Genomic DNA, 12,698 nt, shown 5'->3' with positions numbered 1-12,698 from the left:
TTTTCTCATACATGAATAAAAAATACTGCTAGGGATACCACCAAGGGGCTGGTTTGCCCGGCTCGTCCCGATTTGTTACAATGGCCCGGTATTAAAACTTAATCGTTTCAATTGTGTACACCTTTTGCTCCTTTCCCGCAAAAGTGCTTTACCTGTCAATCGGGCGCTCGCCGCCCATCAAATTTTGTCTGTATCGACGGCGCTACGTCGTTTTCCGCATACTCTTTGGCATACACAGTTATTTTTATAACCCTGTAAGACTTAAGGAGGCTACGGCCATGTTTTTAAAACACAAAATTCTCTGCTCGACGCTGCTCGCCGCATTCGGCCTGGGCCTGTCAGCCACCGCCCAAGCCGCCGACGCCCAGTGCGAGGTGGATCGCACCGTCAATTTTGGCGGCATGAACTGGGAATCCAATCTGGTGCTGGTTGACGTTCAGCGCACCATTCTGGAAAAAGGCTACGGCTGCAAAACCGAAACACTGCCCACCGAAACCCTACCTGCTCTGGCAGCACTGGAACGCGGTGATCTGGATATCAACACGGAAATCTGGCTCAATAGCGTAGGCGAACCCTGGGCCAAAGCCGAGAAAACCGGTAAAGTAAAACGCGTAGCCGACCTGTACACAGGCGGCGAAGCCTGGTTCATTCCGAAGTACGTCGCTGAAAAATTCCCAGACCTCAAATCCGCAGCCGATCTGCCCAAATACAAAGAAGAATTTGCCGATCCTGAAGATCCAAGCAAGGGCCGCTTCTACGGCTGCCCGGCTGGCTGGGGATGCGAAGTGGTGAGCTCCAATCTGTACAAGGCCCTGAAGCTGGACAAGGATTTCACGCTGTACTCACCCGGCACCGGTGCTGCCCAGAAAGCCGCCCTGACCTCGGCTTACAAACGCAAGCAGAATATCGTCTTCTACTATTGGTACCCAACCCCTCTGGTAGGCTCGCTGGACCTGGTCAAACTGGAACTGCCACCTTACGATGCGGAAAAACAGAAGTGCCTGACCGATCCGAATTGTGCCGACCCACAACCCAGCGCCTACCCGGATAACCCGGTCTTTACCGCGCTGAACACCGAGTTTTCCAAACAGGCGCCGAAACTGACCGAATTCTTCTCCAAAGTTGCCGTGCCCCTGCCGGTCATGGACCAGACACTGGCCCACATGGAAGAAACCGGAGACGACTCGCGTGATGTTGCCGACTGGTTCCTGAAAAACCAGGGCGAAGTCTGGGAGAAATGGGTTTCTCCCGAAGTGGCCGCCAAAGTGAAGGAGTCGCTCTAATCGCTTGCCCAACAAGTGAAACGCCCGTTTTCGGACGGGCCGATGCCAATCCTAGCGTGTAGCTTAACTTTTAGCCATAAGAGGCACCATTGCCATGATAAAGACTAAAGTTCTATCTGCTGTATTCATTGCTTCGGCCACGTTCGGGCTTGCCCGCTCCGCAGCCGCGGCCGATGCCCCAGCCTGCGAAATCAGTGATACCGTCAAGTTCGGTGGCATGAACTGGGAATCAAACCTGATTCTGGCCGACGTCGAACGCTATATCCTTGAAAAGGGGTATGGCTGCCAGACCGAGGTGGTCCCGACCGAGACGCTCACTGCCCTGGCGGCACTGGAACGCGGCGATCTGCAAGTGAATACTGAAATCTGGCTCAACAGCGTCAGCGACGCCTGGGTTCAGGCGGAGAAAAGCGGCAAAGTCAAGCGGGTCGGCGAACTGTATACCGGCAGGGAAGCCTGGTATATCCCCAAATATACCGCCAGCAAGTTTCCCGATCTGAAATCAGCCGCCGATCTGATCAAGCACAAGGACGCGTTTGCCGATCCGGAAAATCCCGATAAGGGCCGGATTTACGGTTGCCCGGCAGGCTGGAATTGCCAGCTGGTTGCCACCAATCTGGCCAAAGGGCTGAAACTGGACAAGGACTTCGAAGTGTACGCACCGGGTACCGGCGCTGCCCAGAAAGCGGCGCTGATGTCGGCGTACAAGCGTAAAAAGGACATTGTCTTCTACTATTGGGAGCCCACGCCCCTGGTCAGTTCGCTGGATCTGGTCAGGCTGGATATGCCCCCTTACGACAAAGAAAAACAATTGTGCCTGACGCGGGAAGATTGTGCCGACCCGCAGGCAGTGAGTTACCCGGACAATCCGGTCTTTACTGCGCTCAATACCAAGTTCACGCAAGATGCGCCCACCCTGACTGCTTTTTTCAGCAAGGTGACGGTGCCGTTTGATGTCGTTAACAAGACCCTGGCCTATATGGAAGAGTCCGGCGCCGAAACCGGCGAAGTCGCACAATGGTTTCTGAAAAACCAGCAGGACATCTGGTCCAAATGGGTTTCCGCCGAGGTGGCTGATCGTGTCAAGGCGTCGCTCTGATTCCTGCTGCTGTCCAAACCAGGCAACCGCGCCGTCTGCCGGGCACATTCGTGTCCTGCGGCCCTGGCCCGGCCCTGCCTATCCCTCTATTTTGATGAATAAATACAATTATGTTTCCTGAAATTATCTCTGCGCGCGATGTGCGCAAAAGCATTGACGGGTTCGTAGACCATCTGGTCACCAACTACGCCGATGCGCTCAATGCAATGTCAGAGCCTTTCCTGCATGTACTGGTCTGGCTCGAAAAAGTCCTGCGCGGCGCGCCCTGGTGGAGCGTCATTATTGTTGCCGTCCTGCTTGCCTTTGCCGCCAGCCGTCGTGTGGTGTTCTCACTGATGATGGGTGTGTTGCTGGCCATGCTGGGTGTGCTGGGACTCTGGGATGCAGGCATGCAAACCCTGTCCCTCATGATTATGGCAACGGCCATTTCCATCATTATCGGTATCCCGCTAGGCGTGATCACCGCCAAATCCAACGCGGTACGATCCATCATGCTGCCCATTCTGGATGTCATGCAGACGCTGCCCAGCTTTGTGTACCTTATTCCGGTCGTCATGCTGTTCGGTCTTGGCAAAATCCCGGCCATCATCGCAACCGTGATTTACGCCGTGCCCCCTCTGATCCGGCTAACCGATCTGGGCATCCGGCTGGTTGATCGCGAAGTGCTGGAAGCCTCACGTGCTTTCGGTGCCTCTTCTGCACAGCAACTGTTCGGCGTACAGCTTCCCCTGGCGCTACCCAATATCATGGCCGGCATCAACCAGACCACGATGATGGCGCTGTCCATGGTGGTGATTGCCTCCATGATTGGTGCGCGCGGTCTGGGTTACGAAGTGCTGCTGGGCATTAACCGCCTTGAAGTGGGTCGCGGCCTGCTGGCCGGGCTGGGCATTGTGATTCTTGCGGTGCTGTTTGACCGCATCACCCAGTCTTACGGAAAACGAAAAAATACAGGCGGTGCACGATGAGTAAAATTGAAGTCAAAAACATCTACAAAATTTTCGGCAAAGAGCCGGAAAAATGGATTGATGCCGTTAAACAGGGCATCAGCAAAGAAGAACTGCTGGCCCAAAGCGGCCATACCCTGGGCCTGAAAGATATCAGCCTGAGTATCGAAGAAGGCAGCATCCATGTCATCATGGGCCTGTCCGGCTCAGGCAAATCAACGCTGATCCGCCACTTTAACCGGCTGATCGAACCCACTGCCGGCCATATCCTGGTTGATGACACCGATGTGGTCACACTGGGCAGCAGGGATCTGGAAAAATTCCGGCAGAAAACCATGAGCATGGTATTTCAGCGCTTTGGCCTGCTGCCGCACAAAACCGTGCTGGACAATGCCGCCTACGGCCTGTCCATTCAGGGCATCAGCAAAACCGACGCCCACGACAAGGCCCGCTACTGGCTGGATCAGGTAGGTCTGGCCGGTTTCGAGAACCAGTACCCGCATCAGTTATCGGGCGGCATGCAGCAGCGTGTGGGCCTGGCGCGTGCGCTGGCAACCGACGCCGATATCTTGCTGATGGACGAGGCCTTTTCAGCCCTGGATCCGCTGATTCGCCGCGAAATGCAGAACCAGTTGCTGGAATTGCAGGCCAAACTCAACAAAACCATCGTGTTCATTACCCACGACCTGGACGAAGCCCTGCGCCTGGGCAACCGCATTGCCATTCTGAAGGACGGCGAATTAATCCAGGAAGGCACGGCTGAAGATATTCTGCTGTCGCCAGACAATGAATACGTGGCCGCGTTCCTGCAGGATGTAAACCGGGGCAAGGCGCTGAACGCCAGCCACGCGGTCAATGCGCCCCGCCTGACTCTGACCATGCGCGCACGTCCCGCCCACGCCATCGAGCGCATGAAACAGTACGACTACAAGTACGCTCCTGTACTTGACGGCAAGGCCTTTGCCGGCCTGCTGCGCCTGTCTGCAGCCGAAGAAGCGGTTCGGTCCGGCTTACGGGACATTTCCTCGAAAGTGGAAGAAGCGCGCACTGTATCGGCAGATACCAATCTGGACGAAGTGCTCACGCATATGCTGCAATCGACTGCGCCCGTCGTCGTTACCGGCGACAACGATGAATTTGTTGGCCTGATGTCACGCGCCAAGGTCGTTGAACTGGTCAGCCCTGCTATCGACGGCAGCAATGGTGACAATAACCGCGCAGACAACAGCGAAGCGAACGGCAAGGCTCAGGGGGCAACGCCGGCAGAAGCGCCTGCAGCACAAACGCCCGCAACCCCTGCAACACCGGCCAGCGCACCGGCAGAACGGGAAGATGCTCCCGAACCTCCGGAAGGTGCGATTGAACTGGACGAGTCATTGAAAAACAAGCCGGAAAAAGCGCCCGGCCATACGCACTAAAAACGGCACTTGCCGGCGTGCCCGCCTGTAAGGTGGGTGCTCGCAAGGCATTGCCTGTGATGGCGCCTAAGGCGACACCCGCGTCCGGACACAGCTCGTGTCCGGACGTTTTCTTATGTCTGACTCATCGAATACCTTCCGGGCCCGTCCTTGCGCTCCCCGCCCGTGCAACCGAACACATCCGGATTTGCCCGGACTGGCTGCCGGGTTCCTTACTACCCCAGCGATTCACCCCAGACCAGTTGCCAGGCAATCACCCACATGGTGACCCCCACAATCAGATCCAGTATTTTCCACGCCACGGGCTTTTTGAACAGGGGCAGTAACAGCCGCGCACCGTAGCCAAGCGCGAAGAAAAAGCCCACCGAGGCGGTAATGCCACCGGCCGCAAACAACCAGTGCTGCTCCGGAAAACGGGTCGACACCGAACCGATCAGCAACAACGTATCAAGATAAACATGAGGATTGAGCCAGGTGAGCGCCAGACATACCAGCAACGTGCGCTTCAGCGAGGGTGCCTCGATCTGGCTGTCGCCCATGCTGGCGTTTTTGGTGATTGCCGCATGAAAATGCAGCAATCCATAAATGAACAGAAATAGCGCGCCTGCGTATTTGATCAACGGCACCACGTTCGCCGCATAGCGGGTCACCACCGAAAAGCCCAGGACGCCGGCCAGAATCAGCGCCGCATCGGACAGGCTGCAAACCAGGCAGACCCAGAAGACGTGGCTTTTGCGCAACCCCTGTTTCAGGACAAAGGCATTTTGCGACCCGATAGCCAAAATCAGGGAACCGCTTAAAAACAGACCAGCAAGATACGCATTCATTCAACAACGACTCAATTTGGAATACAACTGCTCATGTGTTAAAAAGGAAGCAGTCGCACAGATGACAAACGGGTGACAGATAAGATACCGGGTATTGTCACACATGCGTCACAACGGATTGGTGTAATAAGAGTCATTCCCGACCTGTACTTATGGCCTGACATTATTTTGTCTGAAAATCCTACTACCCACTATCGCACGATCTGGATTTCCGATGTCCACCTGGGCACTAAAGGTTGCCAGGCAACTGCGTTACTGGATTTCCTTAAGCACACAGAATCCGATACCCTGTATCTGGTCGGTGACATTATCGATGGCTGGCAGCTCAAAGGCAAGTGGTTCTGGCCGCAGTCGCATAACGATGTCATCCAGAAATTACTGCGCAAATGCCGGCAAGGCACCCGGGTTGTTTTCGTACCCGGCAACCATGACTCCTTTGCCCGGCATTATGTGCAGCAGAACTTCGGCGGTATTGAAGTGGTCGAGGAAACGGAACACACGACTGCCGATGGCAAGCGCCTGTGGATTCTGCACGGTGATCGCTTCGACGGTGTTGTGCAGTTTGCCCCCTGGCTCGCCTACGTAGGCGATCACCTGTACACCGTTGCCCTCACCTTCAATATGTGGCTCAACAACGCCCGGGCCCGCATGGGCATGGGCTACTGGTCGCTGTCACAATACCTGAAGCAGAAAGTCAAAAACGCGGTGAGCTACATCTCCGCGTTCGAAGACGCCGTCGTGCAGGAAGCACGCAAGAATAATTATGATGGCGTGGTTTGCGGTCACATCCATAAGGCGGAAATCCGCGAAGTGGACGGTATCCTGTACTGCAATGATGGTGACTGGGTCGAAAGCATGACCGCACTGGTAGAACATGGAGACGGTTCACTGCATATTGTGACCTGGACGCCACCGATCGTGGTGCGTGAAAAGAAACCGAAACGCAGCCGCCTGCGGGGCGCCGCAACAACACCCTCTGTCGTCGACATGCCGGCGGCTGAACCTGTTGCCCGCACAACGACAGAAAGAGAAGACAACCTGCCGGCCCAGACAGACGAACCCGATAAGGAAGAAACCCCCAGCGTGATTCAGGCCTGAGGCCGGCAGCCCCAGGGCCGAAAAACGGCTATATCACCATCATCAGTGCTGGTGGCCAGCCACGACCCCGCCCCGAAAAACCGGACACACGTTCACGCGCGTCCGGGCGTCGAGACTAAGGCCGCAGCTTATAACCGGTACGGAACATCCACGACACCACCAGAGCGCACAGCAGCAGAATGAACAGAATGGTGAACAGGCTGACGTAATGGTTCACATCGGCCACACCGTAGAAACTCCAGCGAAAACCGCTGATCAGATACACCACCGGATTAAAGAGCGCCACTTTTGACCAGAAGCCGGGCAGCATATGAATCGAATAGAACGCGCCCCCCAGAAAGGTCAGCGGCGTAATGACCATCAGCGGAATAATCTGCAGTTTCTCAAAACCATCGGCCCATAGTCCGATAATGAAACCGAACATACTGAAGGTAATGGCGGTCAGCACCAGAAACAACACCATCCAGAACGGATGCTGGATCTGGTATTCAACAAAGAAACGGGCGGTGATCAGGATCAATACCGACAGGATCAGTGTTTTGGTGGCCGCCGCGCCCACATAGCCCAGAATCACTTCGAAATAGGATACCGGGGCCGACATGATTTCATAGATGGTACCGGACCACTTGGGCATATAAATACCAAAGGACGCATTCGACACACTCTGCCCCAGCAGCGCCATCATCAGCAGCCCGGGCACAATGAACGCGCCATAGGATACGCCGTCAATCTCGCCCATGCGCGAACCAATCGCCGCACCGAAGACGATGAAATACAGCGCCGTAGACAGCACCGGCGATGCGATGCTTTGCATCAGCGTGCGAAACGCCCGCGCCATCTCAAACTTGTAAATTGCTTTTACGCCATACAGATTCATGAATCTTTCCTTACCAGGCTCACGAAAATATCTTCCAGTGAGCTTTCACGCGATTGCAGGTCCTTAAGCTCAATGCCAACGTCGCCCAGCTGTCGCAACATTTCCGACAGGCTTTTACCCGTGTTGTCTTCCGACTCTTTGTTATAGGTGTAGACCAGTGTACGCCCGTCTGCTGACAGTGTCAGCGGATAGGCAGACATGGCCGGTGGCAGTGCCTGCAGCGGCTGCGTCAGTTGCAGGTGCAGCTCTTTCTTGCCCAGTTGCCCCATCAATTGCGCCTTATCCTGAACCAGAATGATTTCGCCGTTATTGATCACGGCAATCCGGTCCGCCATATCTTCGGCCTCTTCGATATAGTGCGTGGTCAGAATCACCGTTACGCCCTGCTCGCGCAGCTCGCGCACCAGATTCCACATATCGTGGCGCAACTCAACATCCACGCCGGCAGTAGGTTCGTCCAGAAACAAAATAGAGGGCTCATGCGATAACGCCTTGGCGATCAGCACGCGACGCTTCATCCCGCCGGACAGACTGAGGATCTTGTTATCCTTCTTGTTCCACAGCGACAGCGCTCTGAGCACCCGTTCGATATGCGCCGGGTCTGCCGGCTTGCCGAACAGGCCACGACTGAACGTCACCGTGTCCCAGACCGTTTCGAACGAGTCGGTAAACAGTTCCTGCGGCACCAGGCCGATTTTTGGGCGGACGCGCCGATAATCGCGCTGTACGTCATCGCCGTCTACCAGAATGGTGCCTTCAGAGGCATTAACCAGGCCGGTCACAATGCCGATCAGGGTTGTTTTGCCTGCGCCATTGGGGCCCAGCAGGGCCAGAATTTCACCTCGGCGGATATCCAGATTGACACGCTTGAGGGCCGTAAAACCGCTTTTGTAGGTTTTACCCACCCCCTGGATGGAAACGACGATATCGTCACCATCACGACTGTTGTGAGAGTTATTCACGCAATAACCTATTTGAAATATGCAAAATTTAATATGTGTGCAGCACAAGTATAAAGAATTCCGGGCCGGAAAAAACAAATTGCTGCAAAAGAAGTGAGGAGCAAAAATATGGCCAAATGAAACAAAACCCTATTTTAATTTCCCAATCCGATACACTTATCTTAATCCACAATATATGAATGGGCATAAGAACATGGTCAACGTCGCTGGCAGTAAGGGCTATGCAGAAAAGGCGCAACGGTTTGCCGCCGACTACGAAAGCGTCACCTTCGAAAAAGTGCATAACCCGGTGCGTGGCTTTTACCCCGGTGCGCCGGCAAAAGTGCTGGATATCGGCGCCGGCACCGGCAGGGACGCTGCCGCAATGGCCGCACTCGGCTATCAGGTCGATGCCGTTGAACCCACGGCTGCCATGCGGGAACAGGGCGACCTGCACCATACCAATACCACTATCAACTGGATTGCTGACAGCCTGCCCGAGCTGGCCCTGGTGCGTGCCACCGGGAAACAATACGATCTGATCCTGCTCACTGCCGTATGGATGCATCTACTGGAGCAGGAGCGGCTGCCGGCCATGCAACATTGCGCCGGGCTGCTGGCACGCAATGGCATTATGTCCATGTCGCTGCGTCACGGCCCGGTACCGGCAGAGCGCCACATGTTTGACATTCCGGACGAAGAGACCATCGCGCTTGCCCACACCTGCGGGCTACAGTTGCTGTATCAGAAAAGCTATAAAAACGACACCCTGGGCCGTAACGACATCTCCTGGAGCTACGCGGTCTTCAGGAAATAAAGTCTGCAGGGCGCCAGCACACGGTTCCGCTGGCATCCGGATGCAGGCGACGGCCATCGTGCTCGCGCTCCCGGATGTACGTCCATCCGGTCTGAGGGCCGGTCTGCGTGCTTATCGTCGTCAGGACACGGCTATACAAACCCTGGCCGTCGGCACTGAAGTCCTCCAGCAGATCGATGAGCGGCAGGTCGCGTGCGGGATGATCAAACTGCATCAGCTCGCCTTCAATCAAGTCCCAATCGCCAGCGGGCCTGGTCGTTGAACCTGGCGCATATGCCAGCAAGGCGTCCATCCCGGGTCTGTCTGTGCCCCGCGCCAGAACGGCTTGCTCAGGGATTTCCACCATAGGATAGCCCTCATCGCGGTCCAGATGATAAATCCGGCCCCATAACCAGGCTTTTTCCGTGTGTATAGCGATGGAACAATGACGATCGTGATTACAACAGCCGGTTTTCAGCGTTCCGTACACAAATAGCGACATCACGCCTGACGCTGAATCTGACATGCTCCCTGCTCCTAACCCCAATAACCGATACCACGCGCCATCATGGCGGCCGCCAGCACAATCAGCACCAGACAGACCAGTTCGTAATGAATCAGCTTGCGAATCCGCTTGATGACTGCCGGATCCAGCACAGGTTCCCGACCTCGATTCAGACTTTTACGCCACGACAGAAACGTCATGGTCGGATAAATGGACAGCACGCCAACCGCGACAAACAGCAGTAGTTTTGCAATAAACGGGATGCTGTGGAAATAATAGGCTGCGCCCTTTTCAAAAAAAATCACGCGCAAAAAGCCCACGACCAGCAGCAACATGGCCGATGCGCCATAAATGGCGTCGGCACGCAAAATGCGCCGGGCACGTTCAATACTGATACGGTCTTTAACCAGTACCAGCTCAATGGCCAGCGTGGCAACCAGCGTGAACGCCAGAACATGATGCAGAAACGCAAAGAGTAGAGTCATGGTCTATGCCCTTGTGGTTAAGCAAAAGATGAGATTGGCACCATCCTGCCAGACAGTCTGCCCGACAATCAGCCTGCAGCAAAACGCTGGCCATGCATACGCTATGGTAACCGCAGTTCGCCGTTGAGTCGGCCTGCCGACCGGCGCGTGTCAATACTTTAATGGATAAGACCTGCTAAATTCAACCACTTATCTTCACCATGGAAAAGTGACCAGCCGCTGTCGGTTTTAACGAAAAACGATGGCCATGCGGTGTATATCGTGTTTGTCTGCCGCCTCTACCAGCCAGAACTGACCGTGATATTGGAACCGGGGTTCAGATTATCAAAGCTGCGTGACAGATAGTCCAGCAGCAGATTCATACGGGCCGTGGTGTGCGGCTGCTCCCGATAGACGGCATAAATATCGGCATTAGGCGTGTTGTAGTCGGCCAGCACCTGCACCAGGCGCCCGCTGCGCATATAACGGGCCACGTCCCATTCGGCGCGCATCACAATACCATGACCGTCCAGCGCCCACTGCACCCCCACATAACCGTCATTGGTAACCAGGTTGCCGCTTACCGGCACTTTTTCCGTGCTTTGTCCATTGCTCAATATCCACTCTGAATAGGGCAGTTCATCCTGCTTGATCACAATACAGTTGTGTTTGAGCAAATCATGGGGCAGTACCGGCCGGCCGGCCCGCTTTAAATAAGCGGCAGAGGCAACCAACAGGCGCCGGTTTTGTGCGAGCAGGCGGGTTTTGAGCTTCTGGTGTGGCGGCTTGCCGAACTGAATCGACAGATCAAAGGCATCGTCGCTCAACGCGGGCGGAAAGGCTGTCAAAAACAGCTGTATTGTGATGGACGGATATTTTTTAACAAAGCGCGACACCAGTGGCTGTATATAACTTCTGCCAAATCCCAGCGTCGCATTCAGCCGGATCAGCCCCTCGGGTTCGGACTTGAACCTGAACATCTCGCGGTCCAGCGATTCGATCTGCGCCAGAATACTTCTGGCATGTTCCAGATAAACCAGGCCTTCTGCAGTCGGACTCATGCGGCGCGTGCTGCGATTGACAAGTGTCATACCCAGGCGCTTTTCCAGTTGAATCAGCCGCTTGCTCGCGGCCGACGGCGTCACGCCCAGGCGCAACGCCACGGCCGACAGGCTGCCGGCGGACATCAGCGCATCGAAAAAATACAGATCAGCGGAATGCCTTGGATCTTTTTTCATTGATTTTCAACTTTCAGGCACAAATCCTGTGAATTTCGTCGCATTTTAGCACTCTCGATTATTTTTAGAATAAACCCAGGTTCTCTATATCAGGATAAGAAAGATGAAATCGTACAAAATCGCATGTATTCCCGGCGACGGTATCGGCAAAGAAGTGATTCCCGCGGGTCAGACCGTGCTGCAGGCACTGGCAGACACGCTCAAGCAGTTTTCATTCGAGTTCTCGGCATTTGACTGGGGCGGCGATTACTATAGGCAGCACGGCGTCATGATGCCCGAAGATGGCCTGAATGCCCTCTATGACAAGGACGCGATTCTGTTCGGTTCCGCAGGCGATCCGGATATTGCCGACCATATCACCCTGTGGGGCCTGCGCCTGAAAATATGCCAGGGCCTCGACCAGTACGCCAACGTGCGCCCTACCCGCATTCTGCCGGGCATTGATGCGCCGCTCAAGCGCTGTCAACCCAAAGACCTGGATTGGGTCATTGTGCGCGAAAACAGTGAAGGTGAATATTCCGGTGTCGGCGGCCGGGTTCATCAGGGCCATCCGCTGGAAGCCGCAACCGATGTATCCATGATGACCCGTGCGGGCGTGGAACGGATCATGCGCTTTGCCTTTGCTCTGGCACAATCGCGCCCCCGCAAGCTGCTGACCGTGATCACCAAATCCAATGCACAGCGCCACGCCATGGTGATGTGGGACGAAATTGCAGTTGAAATAGCCAAAGAATTCCCCGATGTCACCTGGGACAAGGAACTGGTGGATGCCGCCACGGCCAGAATGGTCAACAAGCCAGCAACGCTCGACACCATTGTGGCGACCAACCTGCATGCCGATATCCTGAGCGACCTGGCTGCCGCGCTGGCCGGCAGTCTGGGCATTGCACCTACCGGCAACATAGACCCGGAACGCCGCTACCCTTCCATGTTCGAACCGATACACGGCTCCGCCTTCGACATCATGGGCAAAGGACTGGCTAATCCGATAGGCACCTTCTGGTGTGCAGTCATGCTGCTTTCCCATCTGGGAGAAGATCATGCCGCCAGCCTACTGATGCAGGCAATTGAAAAAGTCACCGCCGATACCTCGCTGCATACGGGCGATCTGGGCGGCACGGCAACAACAGCACAGGTCACGGACGCGGTATGCAACCACATCCGCAGCCTTGGAAACGCACAAAAAGCGGCTTAAAGCCGTCGGT

The 12,698-nt window shown here is 55.3% G+C and carries 13 protein-coding genes; 7 read left to right on the top strand and 6 right to left on the bottom strand.

From position 1 onward, the window contains the following. Positions 1 to 278 precede the first annotated feature (278 nt). The 4 genes from MIM_RS01385 (at position 279) to MIM_RS01370 (ending at position 4,747) form a co-directional block, all read left to right on the top strand. Positions 279 to 1,283 (top strand): ABC transporter substrate-binding protein, encoded by a 1,005-nt coding sequence (locus MIM_RS01385; protein ID WP_025370968.1) that lies wholly within the window; start codon positions 279 to 281, stop codon positions 1,281 to 1,283. Between the two features lie 94 nt (positions 1,284 to 1,377). Next, positions 1,378 to 2,382 (top strand): ABC transporter substrate-binding protein, encoded by a 1,005-nt coding sequence (locus MIM_RS01380; RefSeq protein ID WP_025370967.1) that lies wholly within the window; start codon positions 1,378 to 1,380, stop codon positions 2,380 to 2,382. A 110-nt stretch (positions 2,383 to 2,492) separates the two neighbouring features. Then, entirely contained in the window at positions 2,493 to 3,350 is an 858-nt protein-coding gene (locus tag MIM_RS01375) for an ABC transporter permease (protein ID WP_025370966.1), read from the top strand. Continuing rightward, on the top strand, positions 3,347 to 4,747 hold the full coding sequence (locus MIM_RS01370; RefSeq protein WP_025370965.1) for a quaternary amine ABC transporter ATP-binding protein: 1,401 nt from the start codon (positions 3,347 to 3,349) through the stop codon (positions 4,745 to 4,747). The genes MIM_RS01375 and MIM_RS01370 overlap by 4 nt, the downstream gene beginning before the upstream one ends. Positions 4,748 to 4,962: 215 nt before the next feature. Here the strand turns inward: MIM_RS01370 and MIM_RS01365 are convergent, their stop codons facing one another. Next, a complete protein-coding gene (locus MIM_RS01365; protein ID WP_025370964.1) occupies positions 4,963 to 5,574 on the bottom strand; it encodes a LysE/ArgO family amino acid transporter in 612 nt (203 codons plus the stop codon). 168 nt (positions 5,575 to 5,742) lie between these two features. Here MIM_RS01365 and MIM_RS01360 point away from each other — a divergent pair, with 168 nt between their 5' ends. After that, positions 5,743 to 6,672: a UDP-2,3-diacylglucosamine diphosphatase gene (locus MIM_RS01360; RefSeq protein ID WP_052342368.1), complete on the top strand. Its 930-nt coding sequence runs from the start codon at positions 5,743 to 5,745 to the stop codon at positions 6,670 to 6,672. 115 nt (positions 6,673 to 6,787) lie between these two features. On the opposite strand, the gene MIM_RS01355 is transcribed toward MIM_RS01360, so the two are convergent. Together MIM_RS01355 and MIM_RS01350 are read right to left on the bottom strand one after the other, a co-directional pair. Further along, positions 6,788 to 7,549, bottom strand: a complete 762-nt coding sequence (locus MIM_RS01355) for an ABC transporter permease (protein WP_025370962.1) — start codon at positions 7,547 to 7,549, stop codon at positions 6,788 to 6,790. Next, entirely contained in the window at positions 7,546 to 8,511 is a 966-nt protein-coding gene (locus tag MIM_RS01350) for an ABC transporter ATP-binding protein (protein WP_025370961.1), read from the bottom strand. The genes MIM_RS01355 and MIM_RS01350 overlap by 4 nt, the downstream gene beginning before the upstream one ends. A gap of 193 nt (positions 8,512 to 8,704) precedes the next feature. Between MIM_RS01350 and MIM_RS01345 the strand changes: the two genes are divergently transcribed. After that, positions 8,705 to 9,307, top strand: coding sequence for a class I SAM-dependent methyltransferase (locus MIM_RS01345; RefSeq protein ID WP_025370960.1), 603 nt, complete (start codon positions 8,705 to 8,707; stop codon positions 9,305 to 9,307). On the opposite strand, the gene MIM_RS01340 is transcribed toward MIM_RS01345, so the two are convergent. From MIM_RS01340 to MIM_RS01330, 3 genes are all read right to left on the bottom strand, one after another. Continuing rightward, positions 9,297 to 9,812 (bottom strand): gamma-glutamylcyclotransferase family protein, encoded by a 516-nt coding sequence (locus tag MIM_RS01340; RefSeq protein WP_025370959.1) that lies wholly within the window; start codon positions 9,810 to 9,812, stop codon positions 9,297 to 9,299. The genes MIM_RS01345 and MIM_RS01340 overlap by 11 nt on opposite strands. An 11-nt stretch (positions 9,813 to 9,823) precedes the next feature. Continuing rightward, positions 9,824 to 10,276, bottom strand: a complete 453-nt coding sequence (locus MIM_RS01335; RefSeq protein WP_025370958.1) for a DUF2214 family protein — start codon at positions 10,274 to 10,276, stop codon at positions 9,824 to 9,826. 278 nt (positions 10,277 to 10,554) lie between these two features. Then, positions 10,555 to 11,493: a LysR family transcriptional regulator gene (locus MIM_RS01330; RefSeq protein WP_025370957.1), complete on the bottom strand. Its 939-nt coding sequence runs from the start codon at positions 11,491 to 11,493 to the stop codon at positions 10,555 to 10,557. A 103-nt stretch (positions 11,494 to 11,596) separates the two neighbouring features. On the opposite strand from MIM_RS01330, the gene MIM_RS01325 reads away from it, so the two are divergent. Further along, complete coding sequence (locus MIM_RS01325) at positions 11,597 to 12,688, top strand: tartrate dehydrogenase (RefSeq protein WP_025370956.1); 1,092 nt, start codon at positions 11,597 to 11,599, stop codon at positions 12,686 to 12,688. Positions 12,689 to 12,698: the final 10 nt, after the last annotated feature.

The organism is Advenella mimigardefordensis DPN7 (genome assembly GCF_000521505.1).
GTDB lineage: Bacteria > Pseudomonadota > Gammaproteobacteria > Burkholderiales > Burkholderiaceae_B > Advenella > Advenella mimigardefordensis.
Note: the sequence above shows the minus strand (reverse complement) of the source record. Positions and strands in the feature narration are given on the sequence as shown.